The sequence below is a fragment of the Paracoccus actinidiae genome (assembly GCF_030863885.1).
GTDB classification, from domain to species: domain Bacteria; phylum Pseudomonadota; class Alphaproteobacteria; order Rhodobacterales; family Rhodobacteraceae; genus Paracoccus; species Paracoccus everestensis.
Genome location: NZ_CP132956.1, coordinates 4,210,985 through 4,229,220 on the forward strand (window position 1 = coordinate 4,210,985; position 18,236 = coordinate 4,229,220).

General features: G+C 61.6%; 9 protein-coding genes and 3 pseudogenes. 7 read left to right on the plus strand and 5 right to left on the minus strand.

Annotated elements, in window-relative coordinates; translation table 11 throughout:
- Positions 1–463 precede the first annotated feature (463 nt).
- The 7 genes and pseudogenes from acs to Q5701_RS20925 all read left to right on the plus strand — a co-directional run.
- A pseudogene (gene acs / locus Q5701_RS20895) lies at positions 464–2,005 on the plus strand (acetate--CoA ligase); the annotation flags it as partial.
- 193 nt (positions 2,006–2,198) lie between these two features.
- Entirely contained in the window at positions 2,199–2,501 is a 303-nt protein-coding gene (locus Q5701_RS20900; protein ID WP_306752866.1) for a DUF485 domain-containing protein, read from the plus strand.
- A 1-nt stretch (position 2,502) separates the two neighbouring features.
- Positions 2,503–4,215, plus strand: coding sequence for a cation acetate symporter (locus tag Q5701_RS20905; RefSeq protein ID WP_306752867.1), 1,713 nt, complete (start codon positions 2,503–2,505; stop codon positions 4,213–4,215).
- A 185-nt stretch (positions 4,216–4,400) separates the two neighbouring features.
- Entirely contained in the window at positions 4,401–6,212 is a 1,812-nt protein-coding gene (locus tag Q5701_RS20910) for a DUF294 nucleotidyltransferase-like domain-containing protein (protein ID WP_306752868.1), read from the plus strand.
- 78 nt (positions 6,213–6,290) lie between these two features.
- Positions 6,291–6,662: a response regulator transcription factor gene (locus Q5701_RS20915; RefSeq protein WP_306752869.1), complete on the plus strand. Its 372-nt coding sequence runs from the start codon at positions 6,291–6,293 to the stop codon at positions 6,660–6,662.
- 11 nt (positions 6,663–6,673) lie between these two features.
- Positions 6,674–8,596, plus strand: coding sequence for a 3'-5' exonuclease (locus Q5701_RS20920; RefSeq protein ID WP_306752870.1), 1,923 nt, complete (start codon positions 6,674–6,676; stop codon positions 8,594–8,596).
- 394 nt (positions 8,597–8,990) lie between these two features.
- Entirely contained in the window at positions 8,991–9,248 is a 258-nt protein-coding gene (locus Q5701_RS20925) for a DUF1003 domain-containing protein (RefSeq protein ID WP_373568669.1), read from the plus strand.
- Positions 9,249–9,636: 388 nt separating this feature from the next.
- On the opposite strand, the pseudogene Q5701_RS20930 reads toward Q5701_RS20925, so the two are convergent.
- The 5 genes and pseudogenes from Q5701_RS20930 to Q5701_RS20950 form a co-directional block, all read right to left on the minus strand.
- A pseudogene (locus tag Q5701_RS20930) lies at positions 9,637–9,825 on the minus strand (ATP-binding protein); the annotation flags it as partial.
- A gap of 643 nt (positions 9,826–10,468) precedes the next feature.
- Positions 10,469–13,528: a hypothetical protein gene (locus Q5701_RS20935; protein ID WP_306752871.1), complete on the minus strand. Its 3,060-nt coding sequence runs from the start codon at positions 13,526–13,528 to the stop codon at positions 10,469–10,471.
- 1 nt (position 13,529) lies between these two features.
- A complete protein-coding gene (locus tag Q5701_RS20940; protein WP_306752872.1) occupies positions 13,530–14,300 on the minus strand; it encodes a hypothetical protein in 771 nt (256 codons plus the stop codon).
- Entirely contained in the window at positions 14,281–16,203 is a 1,923-nt protein-coding gene (locus tag Q5701_RS20945) for a hypothetical protein (protein WP_306752873.1), read from the minus strand. Before Q5701_RS20945 ends, Q5701_RS20940 begins: the two co-directional genes overlap by 20 nt.
- A gap of 571 nt (positions 16,204–16,774) precedes the next feature.
- A pseudogene (locus tag Q5701_RS20950) lies at positions 16,775–17,708 on the minus strand (IS5 family transposase).
- Between the last annotated feature and the right edge of the window lie 528 nt (positions 17,709–18,236).

The following is an 18,236-nucleotide window of genomic DNA, read 5'->3' on the forward strand; positions in this document are numbered from 1 at the left end:
AGTTCGGATCCCCTTGTCCCCCCGAAACGAGGAGGACCTCGGTCTGGGACGGTGGGATTGAGGCGATTCACACAGTCCAGTAGATCCGGCAGAGTCGCAGTCCGCTAAGATCAGCTGCAACGGCGTCGGTCTGGCAAAGAACGTGTTCCAGCTGCACGGGGCGGCGGCGGACGGGCCAGCTGATTGAAGCAAGGTGAGCCACGTTTTTCAGATGCTTATAAAACAATGGGTTAGGGTGGAGAAGGTTCGAGGGCAGGCCCGTTCCCTCCGCCATTATATCTAGATAAACTTGTCTCTGAGTCCTGCTTTTGCCGGATTTTCTTGTTGTTTTGGAGGGTTATGCAAGTGGCCCTGTTCACTAGGGTGTGTTGACGTTCACCGGAGCCGAATGACGGTTGCGGCGAGAGCAATGAAGGCGCTGAAACTTTCATCAGTCTTGCAGCAGCGCATGGCGATGCCTCTGTATTCCTTGAGCCTGCCCCCCGAGGCGGCCTATGCGATGCTGGCCTGCGCGCGGATCGGCGCGATCCATTCCATCGTCTTCGCGGGCTTTTCGCCCGATGCCCTGGCCAACCGCATCAACGACTGCGGCGCCAAGGTGGTCATCACCGCCGACACCGCCCCGCGCGGCGGGCGCCGCACGAACCTGAAATCGAACACCGACGCGGCGCTGCTGCATTGTTCCGACCGGGTGCGCTGCCTGGTGGTCAAGCATACCGGCGACCAGACGACCTGGATCGGGGGCCGCGACGTGGACGTGAAGGCGCTGATGGAAACCGCCAGCCCCGATTGCCCGCCCCGTCCCATGGGGGCCGAGGATCCGCTGTTCATCCTCTATACCTCGGGGTCTACCGGCAAGCCCAAGGGGGTGGTCCATACCACCGGCGGCTATCTGGTCTATGCCGCGATGACGCATCAGTACACCTTCGACTATCATGACGGCGACGTGTTCTGGTGCACGGCGGACGTGGGCTGGGTCACGGGCCACAGCTATATCGTCTATGGCCCGCTGGCCAATGGCGCGACCACCGTGATGTTCGAGGGCGTGCCGACCTATCCCGATGCCGGCCGCTTCTGGGAGGTTTGCGCCAAGCACAAGGTCACGCAGTTCTATACCGCGCCCACCGCGATCCGGTCGCTGATGGCCAAGGGCACCGAGCCGATCGAGAAGCACGACCTGTCCAGCCTGCGCCTGCTGGGCAGCGTGGGCGAGCCGATCAACCCCGAGGCCTGGAACTGGTATAACGAAAACATCGGCAAGGGCCGCTGCCCCATCGTCGATACCTGGTGGCAGACCGAGACCGGCGGCCATCTGATCACGCCGCTGCCCGGCGCGACGGAAACAAAGCCCGGTTCCGCCACGGTCCCCTTCTTCGGCGTCACGCCCGCGATCCTGGAGGCCGAAAGCGGCAAGCTGGTCGAAGGCAACCCGGCCGAGGGCGTGCTCTGCATCGCCGACAGCTGGCCCGGCCAGATGCGCACGCTATGGGGCGACCACCAGCGGTTCATGGAGGCCTATTTCCAGCAATATCCCGGTTACTACTTCACCGGCGACGGCTGCCGCCGGGACGAGGACGGGTACTACTGGATCACCGGCCGGGTGGACGACGTGATCAACGTCAGCGGCCACCGGATGGGCACGGCCGAGGTCGAGAGCGCGCTTGTCGCCCATGAAAAGGTCGCCGAGGCTGCCGTGGTCGGCTATCCGCATCCGCTGAAGGGGCAGGGCATCTATGCCTATGTCACGCTGATGAACGGCGTGCAGCCCTCCGACGAGTTGCGCGGCGAGCTGGAGAAATGGGTCCGCACCGAGATCGGTCCCATTGCCAAGCCCGACGTGATCCAATGGGCGCCCGGCATGCCCAAGACCCGTTCCGGCAAGATCATGCGCCGCATCCTGCGCAAGATCGCCGAGAACGACTATGGCAGCCTGGGCGACATCTCGACCCTGGCCGAACCCGAGGTGGTCGACGACCTGATCGCCAACCGGATGAACAAAGGTTGACAAAAGGATCGGCAACCTCGCTTGCCGATCCTTTCCCAAAATCTTCACTGCGGGCGCATCCTCGCCCGCGGATCGGCTCCGGCTCGGCTTGCGACAGGCCTGCCCGGGCCGCTTCCCACGCGCGGGCGCCGTCCGACGGCCATTCGGCCAAAACGGACGGACTATATGAAATGGAAACGGAGGTACCAGATCCATGGAACAGAGATTGGCCGAGCGGATTGCCGCGAACCCGACCTATCAGGCATTGAAGACAAAGAGATCGCGTTTCGGTTGGACCCTGACCGCTGCCATGTTGGTGGTCTATTACGGCTATATCCTGCTGATCGCCTTCAACAAGGATCTGCTGTCCGCCAGGATCGGCGATGGCGTGATGACCTGGGGGATCCCGATCGGTTTCGGGGTGATCGTTTTTACCATCGTCATCACCAGCATCTATGTCCGCCGCGCGAACAGCGAATTCGACGCGCTGAGCGAACAGATCAAACAGGGGCGCTAACATGATACGCAACCTTTGGGGCGCAGGCACCCTTGCGCTGCTGATGCTGCCGGGCGGGGCCATGGCCGCAGATGTGATCCAGGGCGGGCAGAAGCAGCCGACGAACTGGACCGCCATCCTGATGTTCGCGGTTTTTGTTGCCGGTACGCTCTATATCACCAAATGGGCCGCCTCGAAAACCAAGTCGGCTTCCGACTTCTATACTGCGGGCGGCGGCATCACCGGCTTCCAGAACGGCCTGGCCATTGCCGGCGACTATATGTCAGCGGCCTCCTTCCTGGGGATTTCGGCGGCGGTGATGGCGTCAGGCTATGACGGGCTGATCTATTCGATCGGCTTCCTCGTGGGCTGGCCGATCCTGACCTTCCTGATGGCCGAGCGGCTTCGCAACCTGGGCAAATTCACCTTTGCCGACGTAGCGGCCTTCCGCTTTGCCCAGACCCCGGTGCGCATCTTCGCCGCCTCGGGCACGTTGTTCGTGGTGGCCTTCTACTTGATCGCGCAGATGGTCGGCGCCGGATCGCTGATCCAGCTTTTGTTCGGCCTCGACTACTGGATCGCCGTGATCATCGTTGGCGTGCTGATGATGGTCTACGTGCTGTTCGGCGGCATGACCGCGACGACCTGGGTGCAGATCATCAAGGCCTGCCTGCTGCTGGCCGGGGCGTCCTTCATGTCGTTCATGGTGCTGTGGAAATACGGCTTCTCACCCGAGGCGATGTTCTCGGATGCGGTGCGCGTCAAGACCGAACTGGCAGCCGCCGGGGGCACTGATGGCGAAGCCGCCGCTGCCGCCGGTCAGTCCATCATGGGGCCGGGCACCTTCATCAAGGATCCGATCTCGGCCATCAGCTTCGGCATGGCGCTGATGTTCGGTACCGCTGGCCTGCCGCATATCCTGATGCGCTTCTTCACCGTTCCGAGTGCCAAGGAAGCGCGCAAGTCGGTAATGTGGGCGACCGGCTGGATCGGCTATTTCTACCTGCTGACCTTCGTGATCGGCTTTGGTGCGATCACCTTCGTGCTGACCAATCCCGAGTTCCTGGACGCCGAGGGCAAGCTGGTGGGCGGCAACAACATGGCCGCCGTGCATCTGGCGAAGGCCGTGGGGGGCAACATCTTCCTGGGCTTCATCTCGGCCGTGGCCTTTGCGACCATTCTGGCGGTCGTCGCCGGCCTGACGCTGTCGGGTGCCTCGGCGGTCAGCCACGACCTTTATTCCACGGTAATCAAGAAGGGCAAGGCTGACAGCGCCTCCGAACTGCGCGTGTCGCGGATCACCACACTGTGCCTGGGTGCGCTTGCCGTCATCCTGGGGATCGCCTTCCAGAACCAGAACATCGCTTTCATGGTGTCCCTGGCCTTCGCGGTGGCAGCGTCAGCCAACTTCCCGGTGCTGTTCATGTCGGTCCTGTGGAAGGATTGCACCACCTGGGGTGCGGTGATTGGTGGCTTCGTTGGCCTTGTGCTCTCGGTTGGCCTGACCATAGTCTCGCCCTCTGTCTGGGAGGCAACGCTGGGCAACCCTGTAGGGTCGGCACCGTTCCCCTACACTTCGCCGGCGCTCTTCTCGATGACGGCGGCCTTCTTCACGATCTGGATCGTGTCGAAGCTGGATAAGGGGCAGCGCGCACGCATCGACCGGGCCGGGTTCTTGGCGCAGCAGGTGCGCTCGGAAACCGGGATCGGGGCGGCGGAAGCCTCGGCCCACTGACATGATTTGCCGCGCTCCCTTCATAAGGGGCAGCGCGCACGCATCGACCGGGCCGGGTTCTTGGCGCAGCAGGTGCGCTCGGAAACCGGGATCGGGGCGGCGGAAGCCTCGGCCCACTGACATGATTTGCCGCGCTCCCTTCACGGGGGGCGCGGTCTTTCCTCCTCTTGAGTGGAAGTGCTCCGATGTCGCGGATCGAAGATTTCATCGCAACGATCCATCCCTATGACAGCTTGCCGCAGACCGAACTTGCGCGTGTCGCCAAGTGCTTCAGCCGCAGGATCTGGCCCGCTGGCAGTGTGATCTATCGGCATGGCGACTCATTGCCCGGGATCTATCTGATCGAAAGCGGCGCCGTCCGCATCTCAGACACTGCGGGTGACAGTGTTTCCGAACTGGGCAGCTGCAATTCCTTCGGCGAGCGTGGCCTGCTGCGCAACGGTATGGCGGTCACGACCGCGACGGCCATCCAGGATGCTGCCGTGCTGATGCTGCCGCGTGACGAACTGATGCGGTTGATTGGCAGCCATGCTTCGGTTGCACGCTTCTTTGACCGGACTGGCCAGGTTAGCCTGCGCCAGAACGATCTTGCAATGCTGAAGGTCGGTGCCCTGATCGGGCGCCAAGCCCCGCTGACATGCCCACCAGAAACGCCGGTGGTAGAGGCCGCCCGCGCGATGCGCGACGCCGGCGCCGGCAGCATCGCCGTGCTGGACGGGGCACGGCTGGTCGGCTTGGCGACCGTGCGCGACATGTCGAACCGCGTGGTGGCCGAGGGGCTAGATGTCCAGTCCCCCATAGCGGAGGTGATGACTGCCGATCCGATCACCCTTTCGACTTCGGAACTGGGCTACGACGTGTTGAACATCATGCTGGAACGCCGCATCGGGCATCTGCCAGTCGTCGAGAACGGCCGGTTCGTCGGCATGGTCAGCCAGACCGACCTGACGCGGGTGCAGGCGCTGTCGGCCTCGGCGCTGATCCGGGATATCGCGCAAGCGGCGGATGTTGCGGGAATGGTCCATGTAACGAGGCGAGTTCCCGATTTGCTGGGGCAGATGGTCAACGGCAATTATCGACACGAAATGATCACGCGGATGATCACTGACATCGCCGATGCCGTGACCCGCCGCTTGCTGGCCATGGCATGCGAGAAGCTGGGTCCAGCGCCCGGGTCGTGGCTGTGGGCGGCTTGTGGCAGTCAAGGAAGGCAGGAACAGACCGGCCTGTCGGATCAGGACAACTGCCTGATCCTCGGCGATGATATCGACCCGCAGGAACCGTGGTTCGCGGATCTGGCGCGTTTTGTCAGCAACGGTCTGAACGAATGCGGCTATGCATTTTGTCCTGGCGACATGATGGCCACCAACCCCCGATGGCGGCAGCCTCGTTCGGTCTGGCGTGGTTATTTCCGCAAATGGATCGATCATCCCGATCCCGAGGCGCAGATGCTGGCCTCGGTCATGTTCGACCTGCGGGCGATCGGCGGCAATGCCGCGCTGCTTGCCGGATTGCAGCACACCACCCTGGCTCTCGCGGCAGAGAAGCCAATTTTTCTTCACAACATGATCGCGAACTCGTTAAAGCACCGCCCGCCCCTGAACCTGATCGGCGGCATCGCCACCGCGCGCTCGGGCGAGCATCGCAACCAGATCGACATGAAGCACAACGGCGTCGTGCCGGTAATCGACCTGGCGCGCGTCTATGCGTTGCAGGGGCGGCTAACCCCGGTCAATACGCGCGCCCGACTGATCGAGGCGCAGGCGGCGGGCATCATCTCGGGGCCTGGGGCGGACGATCTGATTGCGGCCTATGACCTTATCCAAACCACGCGGCTGGAAAATCAGGCCGCTCAGATCCGTGCGGGCGAACGGCCCGGGAATCACCTGACCCCTGCCGCCCTGCCCAACTTCGAGCGCAGTCATCTGCGCGACGCCTTTGTGGTGGTGCGCGGGATGCAATCGGCGCTTGGCCAAGGCAAGGGAATGCTGGGATGAGGGGCGCATGAGGGAGACCGGATCGCCGTCGCTTCCCTCGGACCCAGCCCGGCTCGTCGTCTTTGGAGGAAGACGCTGATGGCAGACATTCTTGTGATCGAAGACGAGGAAAATATCGCCATTGCGCTGGATTTCCTGCTGTCGCGGGAAGGCCACCGCCACAGGCGTATCGCCACCGGTTCCGGCGCGGTGGACGAAATCCGCGCCAGCCGACCCGATGTGGTGCTTCTGGATGTAATGCTGCCCGACGTCTCTGGCTATCAGATCGTGCAGGATGTTCGTGCCGATCCGACACTCAAGAAAGTCCGAGTGCTGATGATGACGGCGCGCGGGTCAGCGGCCGAACGGCGCAAAGGGCTGGCGTTAGGCGCGGACGGATTCATCGCCAAACCGTTCGAACTGTCGGAACTGCGCGCGGAACTGGCGCGGCTCTTGGCCGGGCCATGCTGACCGACCTGTCCTTGCGAAAACGCGTCCTGCTGATCTTTGCCGGGCTTGCGGCCGGGGTGCTGGGGCTGGTGGCCTTGGGCCTGTGGATATCCGGTCAAAGCCTCTTGGACCGGGGCGTCGAAGCAGGGGCGATCGTCGACGGCCTCGTGTGGACGGCGCTGATTGGGGGGTCTGGGTCGCTTGCGATCGCCGCCTGGGTCTGGTTCTTGTTTGACCGTAATGTTGCTCGCCCGATCGAACTTCTGGCTGGGGGCCTGCGCACCGGGCAGATGTCCGAGATCCCCGAGGCTCGTTATCTCGCCGATCTGGGGCCTGCCGCAAAGGATGCTGCCGAGGCGCGGGCCCGAACGGCTGAAGCGCTGTCGGCCGCGATGGCCGAACATTCTGCCGACGTGCAGCGGGAAAAAGAAACGCTGGAATCCATCCTGGCCGATATCGGTGCCGGTGCGGTGATGACCGACGAAGACGGGCGGGTGGTCTTCTACAACGCTTCGGCTACGCGACTTCTGCCCGGCATAGCTTTGGATCGTCCCATCGAACGCCAACTGGCTAGTGGCGCGCTGGAAGCCGCAGCAGCGCGGCTGGCGGCGGGTGCGGCCTCGACCGATCTGACATGTCTGACGTCAACGGGTCAGCGGCTGTGGGGACGGATGCGCGGGATCGACGGCGGCACGCTGCTGATGCTTCGCGACCGCCCCGCGCATCGCCCCGCCCCACACGAGACGCTGGAACGGTTGCGCCGCCATGCCGCGACGCTGTTGCCCATGCTCGACGCATTGGACGGGCCGATCCCTCCGGCCTTGGCGCAGGCGATCAAGACCGAAGGGCAGGGGTTGGCGAATTCCATCCGTGATCTGGCCGCTCGGATGACCAGCGACGCCCCCCAGGGCCGGGCAGGTTTGAACGAACTTGCAGCGGGACTGGATCTGTTACCCGATCAGCCGCCTTTGGCACTGCTTGCCGATGCGGCAGGGGTGAACGGGCTTTTGCGACATCTGGACTGGCACCTGCGCGCAGAAGGCATTGCGCCTTACCTCGCCACCGAAGCCGAGGACACCGAGGCGCGGCTTTCGCTGGTCTGGTCGGGATCGCCGGTCCCGGTGGACAGGCTTGAAGCCTGGTTGGCCGAGCCGCCCGACGCGACGCAGCCCGAACTGACCGGCCATGACATCCTTGCGGCTCATGTGACCGGCATCTGGCCCGAGGCGCGGGACGGCATTGCGCGGCTGGTGCTGCCGCTGCCCTTGGCAGCCGGGCGCGGGGACGAGGCCGGCCTGACTTATGACTTTGCCCTGTCGACACGCAACGCGGGCTCGCCAAGGCTGACCGACCTGACCTGCGTAGTCTTCGACACAGAAACCACAGGCCTGGACCTTGCTTCCGACCGGATCGTGCAGATTGCCGGACTACGCATTACCCGTGGCCGGCTTACCGGAGAGTGGTTCGAGACCCTGGTCAATCCCGGAATGAAAATCCCCCCCGAGTCGACTGCCATCCATGGCGTCACAGATGCAATGGTCTCAGACGCGCCCGACATGACGGCCGCGCTGACTGCGTTTCATCACTTTGCCGAGGATTCGGTTCTGGTCGCGCATAATGCCCCCTTTGACATGGGGATGCTGCGGCGCGCCGCACTTGAGACCGAGGTACATTTCGACAACCGTGTGTTGGACACGATCCTGCTTTCGGCCATGGTCTGGGGCCAGTCGGCACCGCATTCACTGGATGCACTGACCGCGCGGCTGGGCATCATCATTCAGTCCGAAGAACGCCACACGGCAATGGGCGATACCCGCGCCACGGCCGAAGCCTTCCTGCGCCTGAGTGCGGCATTGCAGGCCAAGGGTTTGGAACGGTTTGAGGACGTGCTCGCTGAATCCCGCCGCTACAGCCGCCTGATCGAGAGCGCCGACAACTTGGGAAACGGTCGGTAAGGAGCCAGTCAAATTGCCTGTCCCCTTTGCAAGGTCCTCCTTATCCACGCGGCCAGCGGACATAACGCTGAAACAGGAGCAGCTTGAACATGAATTCGATTTTGCGGAACATGCTTCCAAATTCAACATTTCGGCTCGGGGCCGCCTGCCGGTGTACTGAGTTCTATGACCGCGGTCAGAGGTGTCTTCACGGCAGCGTCGCTGTAGGTCTGCTGTCTACCGGGGTTTCCAGTGGGCGACGTAGCCCGGCACATCTCGGGATCAACCCGATCGTCAGCGAGCCGCGGCGCTTTGTCATTGGCTTGCCAGTTCGTCGTGTTGTAGGTCGCGGATATGGGTCTGCTCATGAAGGCCATCTGCCACGCTGCAATCACAACCTGAGTCCCTTTTGGCGGTGCTAACGCTCTGGATTGGCACAAATGTCGTAGGATTGTTCAGCGAACCCTTCGATCCCTACCCATTCATCCTGCTCAATCTGGTGCTCTCCTGTATCGCTGCCCTGCAGGCACCGATCATCATGATGAGCCAGCGCAGGCAGGGTACCAAGGACCGCTTGCGGAGTGAGAACGACTACAGCGTCAACTTAACCGGAACAATTCATGAAGCCGTCGTTTCACAGCGGGTAGGCACGGCTTCGTCCATTCTGGTTTGAATCGCACAACGGACTTTGACGCCCGGTTTTTTGTCCCTGGCGCTGATGTGAGTAAACGAACCTACGATCAACTATGGGCTGCGGTCGGCCAGGTCTGCGATCTGTTCTCCGACGAGGAATGCTACAACTACTTCAAAGCCGCAGGTTATGAGGCCGATTGAGTGCAACAGGCTCTAGCAACATCCGACCAGCCGTTCCATGGCTATCTGACCGGTCGGCGGTAGCGATCTGAGGCAAAGTCCTCATCGTTGATCTGGGTGCATCCGGTCAAGGGGTGACGTTGGTGCGGAGCGTTGTCCATGGGAGGGACCACTGGGCAACCCGGGGTCGAGGTCGTCATGCTCATTGGCTGGCCCCGGGGCGGTTGTCGATGCCGGTCTTGCGCAGGCGACGGGCCATCCAGGGAGATCCGGTAGGCATTGTGAACCAACCTGTCGAGGATGGCGTCGGCGAAGGTGGGCTCACCGATGACATGGTGCCAGGTCTCCACGGGGAGTTGACTGGTGACGATGGTCAAGCGGCGGCCGTAGCGCTCCTCAACGATCTCCATCAGGTCGCGGCGCTGCAGTCCGATGAAGTGCGCAACCATGCGGGCGACGATGGATCGGCTGGGGGTCACGCCCTCCTTCAGTCGGCCGCGGGTCAGCAATGACAATCCTTTCTCGAAGGCGCTGTTTCGGAGCTGTAAATACCGGGACGACTGGCCCATGTGTGCGACTTTGCTTCACTCGAGGAGGCGCGGAACCGGGTCAAGGGCTTCAAACGTTGCTATAATGGCGGGAGTTATCATGGTGCGATCCGGTTCGTTACGCCCGAGGCTCGCCATCGCGAGGCAGGACGGTGACATCCTGGCAAAGCGGGCTCAAGTTACGAAGCGGCGCGTGCGGCAAAACCAGGAAGATGGTCAAGGGCGCACGCGGAACTGGCAGCCGATCGGTTCGGTCTGGCTGACCCCCGAGCGATCCAACCCGTGCCGCGATTACCATGGGGCCGGCGACGCGCTCACCCATAAAGCTGGCGGAGCAGACCCCATGGGCGGCGACGAAAAACATGCAGCCTGCAAACGAATACGGGTGACAACTACTTTGACAAACACCGCGCTGTCTTGCGGCTCAGAGTGTGTGCGTAGTCGTGGCGCTGCCGGGTGACGAACTTGTCCCATAATGCTTCCTTCGATCCGTTCGAAGGATCGCACCGTGTCAAACCGTAGAATCAAGAGCCTAGCGGCGTTCGCGCCAGCCCTCCGGATCGACCAGGGAATTGAACGTATCGTTGTCCAGCCTGCCGGTTTCCGGGAGGTTCATTAACTGCTGATATGCGTCCAATCCCGTCGACAGTTCTGCTTCGGACGGTGACACGGTCCCGAAACCCGGATCCAGCGCACCACGAGCTATCAGTATCTCGACCACCGCTTGGCGGGCGTCGGCATCATCGTCCTCCGAGACTCTGCCACCGAATGCGGCTTTCGCTTTCGGCAGCCAGAGCCGCGCCTCGGCGAGACCGTTCGTCCCGCCATTGACAAGGCGGCGCACCTTTTCTACGTCATCATCATCCGCAGGCCGGTTTATGCTCCGCGATGACCAGTAGGCCGTCGCTGCCTGCAGTCCTTCTGTTGGCTTCCGGGCGAGATCCGGGTTGGCTTCGAGCGGGAGGCCGATTTCCAGCCCCCGGTCGCGGAAATTGCCTCGGCCCGTTAGTTGCAGGAAGCCGGAGCCGCGGTAGTTCCAGCCGTCGTCGGGGCCGCCATTCTCCAGATCGCGCCGATTGCCATAGACGTGGTTCGCGATCTGCAGCGGCTTGTGCGCGAGTGCCTGTGCCTGAGCGGCCGTGACACGGTTTGGGAACACCTCTCTCAGCCTCTGCGCCGTGTAGTTCAGGTTCTCCTCGATCGTTCTCATCCCGCCCGTCTCGGTGGCGACCTGTGTCATAAAATGAGCAAGCCGAAGCCCGGGCGTGATATTCTGGTCGACGAGAAGTCCGGCGTGGCAGATCAGCGCCTCGATCAGCTCGGGCTTGGCCGAGGGGGAGAACTGCAGGATGTTCGCCCTGGAAAGGACCCCCCGCAACGCTATTGTGGCGCTGTCAGTTCGACAGATCGGGGCGGCGTCGGACTGCGGTTCACCACCAAACGACACCTGTTCCGAGCCACGAAAGCTCAGCGTCAGGGCGAATGGGCCCGGCTCTTCGCTGCAGGACTGACCTGCCGCATGCCGCCTCCCCCGAAGGGTAATCGCCGGGACACCGCCTGACGTCACCTCGAACCCGTCGACCGGGGATTCACTTGCACCGCACATCGGTTCTGGCCACAGGATCTTACCACGGTAGCTCCCGGATTCGACGCTTCCATCGAACAGGATTGGCTGGCGTGTCACCATGTCACGCAGGCCTTCCACTGGCTTGTAATAGTAAATCTTGCGACTGGCTCCATCCTCGGCCATTCCGACCACGGAATTGTCGGCGCACCAGAGCGAGGAGACCGTTATTGCAGCCTCCGGCATGACAGGCTCGAGCGTGGCGGTCCGGACGCAGGCGGATTCAGCGACCGGCCTGTTGCCCTGTCCGTCACCAATACTTGCAACGAGGGTGAAGTTCAGTGTCTCGGTTCGTGTGGACTGGACAGAACAGTTCGGCCGCAGCACTGACCGCGCTCCGACAAGTTTGATCGTTCTGGTACCATCAATGAGCACCTCCTGTCCCGTGACTTCGAAGGTGGGATCGCCACAGTTGCTGTTGAACTGCAGCGCCCGACCGGTGTAGCGACCGCCTTCGAGAGAGGCGTGGACGAGGATGCGGTTGCGCGCAACCGAGGGCCGCAAGGATCCCTGGGGCTTGATGTAAACGATCTGGCGTTCGCTTCCCTCAGCCACAAGCCCCATGAGCGATCCGTTGTGGCACCATAGAGAGATGACGTCGAACTCTGCAAACCCGTCAACGGGCACAGCGCCGGCCACTGCATCGCAGTCGCCGCTAACCCGCACGCCATATTCCGGGACCAGAACGCCGACATCAGGAACCGGAGCAGCGCCCGCGCCGTCGCGGATGAACGAAAAGATGAGTGTCTCGTCAAGGAAGTGCGGAGTGGCGCAAGCCGCGGTAAAGCTTGGGCGACGACCCGACAGTGTCACGTGGGGAACATTGTCGATCTGGCTCGCCCGACCCGAAATATCGAACAAGCGGTCGCCGCACCGGCTGTTGTACCAGGTCGCCGCTCCGCTCCACGCGCTCGAGTTGCGTGTGGCCTCGACGAGAACCGGCCGGCGGACAGCCACCGAGCGGATCCCCGGGCGCGGTTTGTGATAGATGAACTGTAGGCGATTGCCATTCTCGACCAGCCCCATGATCGAACCGTTGTGGCACCAAAAGGAGGCGAACGCCACCACGCCGCCGGGATCGAGAGGAGTCTCGTTTTCGGCCAGGGCACAGGGCTGAGCGGCGGCGCCTTCTGCGATCTCGAAGCGGCCGTCGAATGCCAGCGCACCGTCGGTGCCGATCGGGGTTTGATTAACCCCGAGGGCCCGCTCATAAGCGAGCACCAATGATGGAAGGTTGTCCCGGTCAGTGCCGGCAGGTCGCTCACTTTCTAGGTGCAGGTGGATCGAAGTGCTGCTGAGGTCTGTCACCTGCGCCAACCTGTCACCGACCGCAACGCGCACGCCTCGGCCATTCTGCGGCATGATCTCGGCGCGTGGCGTGCCGCCATGGCGGTACTTCCACTTAATGCCGCTGTCGCCCACCACCTCGACGAGGTTGTGCCGGGCCTTCACGACGGTGCCGGGCTCGACAGCGACCATCCAGTACCGGTCTGCATCGGGCGTGGGCGGGCGGCAGTCCGACCCCTGATGCGACTTTCGCAGGCGGCCGTCTGCCCCGCTGCCGCAGGCTTCGGTCAGCTGGTCGGCCGTGCCGGCGAAGTCGCGGCTTTCGCAGAAGGTGCTCGTCCAGGGAAACGAATAGTTGCGGATGTGGTTCGACTTGCCGGTCGGCTCTCCGTCATCGTCGAATCCCCAGACTTGGGTGTTGCAATACATGTGCTGCGGGTTGGATGCGCTGTGCGCAGCGGGGTCTATTTCCAGCGGCAGGTGCATGGTGCCATGGACAACGGTCCGCCCGCCGATATAGTTGCTCCACCCCGAGCGGACGGGAACGTGCCTGCCGAGCTGGTAGTAGCTGAATTGCGAGGTGGAACGAGGCAGTTCGTCTATCTCGGGGTCGCCATAGGCCCCGAAAGCGGCACACACCATAACAGCTGTAAGCGCGGGCAGCCGAATGGCCCCGATCATGTCATTCCTCCATCTGTTGAATAGCAATCTGCCCGGCTTTCAGGGACAGGAACCGCGCGTCACAAAGAAGGTCATCGCGGCCGTCGCAGTAGCGCGTGAGCGTACAGGGCCGCGTGCCGGCAAGCACCAGCGTCATTGAAAGCTCGGGATAGCCGTCGGTGTGGTCGTCGTTATATTGTGCAATTTCCGGGAGTTCGGCGAGGAGCCGCGGGTCGGGGTCCACCACCCCCGCCGATATGATGTCGGAGGATACACCCTGTTCATCGCTCCGCAAGAAATCCGCGGTGTCGGTTGCGGTGTCGACCAGCCAGTTGCAGTAAAGCGACATGTTGCAGGGCGATCCGTAGTTGACCTGAAACCAGCCCCGGCGCTCGTCAGGATCCGACGCGACGAGTTCTTCGGGGCAGATTTGCGCTGCCGCCTGTTCGATCAGGTCATCAGATTGCGCTTCGGCGCGAACGACCGCGCGGGAGGGGTCTATGGTGGCGAAGAACTGGTCCGCTGGCAGGCCGAGCTCGCGCGCGTTACGCAATAGATCGCTCGGCTCATCGCGGCTCTGCGAACGGAATTCGACGACATCCGGCGCATCAGGGTTTATTGGGCGCGCCGTGATCGTGGTCTGAGCCATGACCGGACTGGCTATCAGCAGGGAAACGGCAAGGACCTTCAGGTGTGCGCGGGCGAGATGGTGGGTCGGCAGCGCGGCCGAGGTGGTGTGCTCAACTGAGTACATGGTATCACGTCCAACTCGCTCATTGCTGTGGAAGGCCATCGGGGACGGGAATGCGACGCGATTTCGCGGCAGCGGTAATCTGGCGCGAGTGAGGCGTCCCGTTCGTCAGGTCGAGGTCGTCATCGTCAATGTCGAACGTCAGCAAGATTGCATTCTCGATGCTTGTAGGATTGGCAAGCGCCACCTGAAGGGCCAGCCGCCTGGTGATGTCCAGCGCCTGCTGCCGGGAATAGGTTTGCGAGAGCTGCTCAAGCAATTCCCAGTTGAAGCCCGAATAGGCTCTGCCCTGATCGTGAATCGAACCAGATGTGCCGAGCACCATTATTGGCTCGATTGCGCTGCGTAGGCATGTGCCTGGTCCACGTGAATTCTCGCCGTAACAGCTATTATCCTTCATCAGGACTGCCAGTGAATCGCCGAAACCCTCGCTGTAGGCCTTGTTCTGAATTTCGCCGAATGCGAAGTCAACTGCATGCCCGAATTCGTGGAAGATAGTATCGCGATATGCTCGGTTCACGCATTTGTTGGGTCCGGACGCCGGACTGGCCCGGCGCAGCGAAATTCGGTTCAGAAGGGATTCCCATGAGGCATTGCAGTCATTAGCATCGTTTACAAGCAACTCGATCGCGAGGAGTTCGGTCGGGGTCAGAACGTCGCCGACAAAGTCGCGTGCTATATTGGCCCAGTAAAACGCGCTGTGTTGGGCGACGGCAAACTCAGCCCCTTCGCTCAGCGTGAGAAGTGTACCTTCGTCCGGATCGCTAATCACCGAGAGAGTGACGGGAGCGCCGGCGGCGTTGCTGATCTTGAAGTGATCGTTCGAAAGCTCGACTTGCAGCGTCGACACCGGGGACGGCCCTTCGAAGCGGAAGACTCCGTTTTCGTCCGTAATCGCCACGTCGCGCGCGGCATCTTCGGCAACTGGCGTCAGGCTCCCGGAGCCGCTGACGGGCTGAACCTGATCGCCCTGTTCTGATTGTAAATCGCTCGTGGCCTGCCTCGTCACCCGCACCTTGGTGAGTGGCACCAGTCCATCTCCATCCAACGGCGTTCTCTGCCAGACGCGAGCTAGAACGACCCCGTAGTCTTCCCTCAGTACCAGTTCCTCAACCTCAAAGACTTCGGCAGGGGCTTGGCCGGGTTTGGCCTCGACCCAGACCCGATAGGCGGTGCTTTCCTGTTCGGTAACGAGGGGCAGCGCGAGGTCGAGAGACCAAGCCAGATGGCCGATGCGCGTCTCAGGATCCACCCAGATCTGCACCTCCTCGTTTATTATGTCAGCGCCCTGCAATTCCGGCACCGGCACGCCTATTTCGCGAAGTTTCACCATGGCAGCCTCAAGAGCGACGGTTGCGGCGATATCCGGAGACGGCGACAGCGGGCCCGAAACGTCAAAGCTGAAGCTCGTCGGTGTGTTGCGGCCGCGAAACTTCGAACGGTCGGCCGTGGGTGAGTAGAGGCTAGAAATATCCGTCCGGCTGCTGAGATCTATCCCCTTAAATCGTAGTCCGTATGTGGCGATCCAATTGTTGCCGACCTTGCGCGGCTCACTGGAAGTTATCACCTCCAAATCCGGTGCTGACGCCGCATCAGCATCGGTCCGCGTAGATGCCTCATTGTTGCTGTTGAGGTTAGAGGTGATTGCTTCGCGGAACATCAGGTCAACGTCCTGCGCCGCCCGCGCCGCCTCAAATGATCTAGAAGAGGTTGGGCCCGGCTCGCTGAAGGTCCCGAACGTCTCCTCCGTGGGAGCGCGCATTGTTTCCAGATAAGTGCCCGTCTGAGCTGAGGCAGCAAGAGCGGTTGCGAGTGCGAAGCCGGTGCTTGCGAGGACGCAGCCAAGGATGCTCGGGCCATTCAAACCGTGATCCATCGTGCGACCGATAGAGCAACGCCGCACGACTGTATTTCCAACCCAGATCCAATGGTTCATTTCAGACACCAAACCTATTATTCCTCGACGAGAGTTCCTTCAACGGCAATGCCGTTGACAGTAACAGTCGCTATCCTCGGTCGCTCATCCGTCTCGAATTGCGGCAGCTTGGCGACCTCCTGGCAGATCGAATTGGCAAGTGTCCCGGCTGGAGCAGTCCCAGCGCTCAAGAGCGCTGCGATCGCGGCCGCCGAAGGTATGAAATTGCAAGCGGCCTTAGTTCCTTCAACCACAGCTCTCGCGAAATCTTGGTCAGGGGAACTGGTTGGTGGATCGAAGCATCCTACAACGAATAATAGGCAAATTAGTGGTGCAAAACGACTAAACATAGCGTCCTCACGCAAAACCACTCAATCGGCATTGATAATCTTATTCTTACTGCTTTTCAAGATTTATGTCCAATGGTGAACCTGAATATAGACAATACAGTGGAGCTGCAGGGGCGGGTGTTTTGAGCGGCAGGCGGGTATTTCGCGGCTGGGCATACCTCGCTCTAAGGGTTGCAAGCTTGGTTAACCTGTTCAGTGGCTCTGTTGCACAAAACGTCTGAGGGTTGAGGCTCCCCTTTCCCCGGACGGACTCATCCCGTTGCTTCAGTGACGGGTATGCCGAGTGCGGTGAAGCCGTTCAGGACGGCGACCCGGATCTGAAACTCGGCAACCTGTCGGTCGAAGTCCCTGGCAGTCAGACGCTGGCCCAGCAGCTTCACACAATGCATCTTTGTCTCAATACGGCTCCGGCGGTGATAGCCGCTCCATCGTCGCCAGATGGTTCGCCCGAAGCGGCGGGACGCGCGCAAGGCTTCGTTGCGCGCGATTGCTCCGGGAGTGTCGGGCTTCCATGGACTGGCGTTTCTGCGGGGCGGTATGACTGCGGCAGCACCTCGAGCGGCGATGGCATCGTGGCACTTACAGGTGTCAAAGGCGCCATCGGCGGTGACGCTGGCGATCTCCTGATCCGGCGGGATCTGGTCGAGCAGATCGGGCAGCATGGGCGCATCGCCTACGTTGCTGGTGGTGAACTCGGCTGCGCGTATTTCAAGCGTTTGCTCGTCAATTCCGATGTGGATCTTGCGCCAGACCCGGCGCTTGGTGCCACCATGCTTGCGGGCGTTCCACTCCCCTTCGCCCTCAACCTTGATGCCTGTGCTGTCGATCAGCAGGTGCAATGGGCCTGGCGAGCCACGATACGGAATGTTGACCTTCAGGGTCTTCTGGCGCCGCGACAACGTGCTGAAGTTGGGCACGGGCCAGTCCAGGCCGGTCAGGCGCAGCAGGCTCTCAACGAAACCAGTCGTCTGCCTGAGTGCCATGCCGAACAGCACCTTCATCGTCAGGCAGGTCTGGATGGCTGCGTCACTGTAGTCAGGCTGTCGGCCACGTTTGCCGGTTGGCCTGGCCTCCCACGTCATCTCGGGATCGAACCAGATCAAACAGCGAGCCACGGCGCTTCAGAGCTTCGTTATAGGCTGGCCAGTTCCTGGTCTTGTAGGCGGGGGGTGCGGGTCTGCTCATGCGCCCCGCCTACCACGCTGGATTCAAAAAATGAATCCTTCAGCCGATTTGTGCAACAGAGCCCTGTTCAGTCTATTATAGAAACTAACCCTTTGATGTCTGGAATGTTTCTTTTTCCATAGTGAAAGCGTGTAAGAGGTTTTCGAACGCGACTTGCACGAATACTCGATCCTTCCTTGCACATGCATTGCTGAGGTGCTTCCGCTGATCGAGGACGTCGCCTTCCTTAGGCTCCAGATGCATTGTTTCTGAACGCTGGCCACCGAAGTTCGACAGTTCCGACGGCATTTTGATCCTGATTGAACGTCTCACTTATGTGGAAACAATGGGTTAGCAGTCGAGGACGAGGCGTTCTCCGCGGTTTTTGTTGTGGCACGTTGTTCGGCTTGGCCCAACGTCAGATCGAACCGGCTCATATCATCGCATGGTCGATGTGGCGAAGGGCCCATCAAGCCGCGGCAAGGCAGGCCCACCTTCGACGAAAGGTGCAACTGTAATGCTAAGCCGCTCCGCGGCAATAGCACGCGT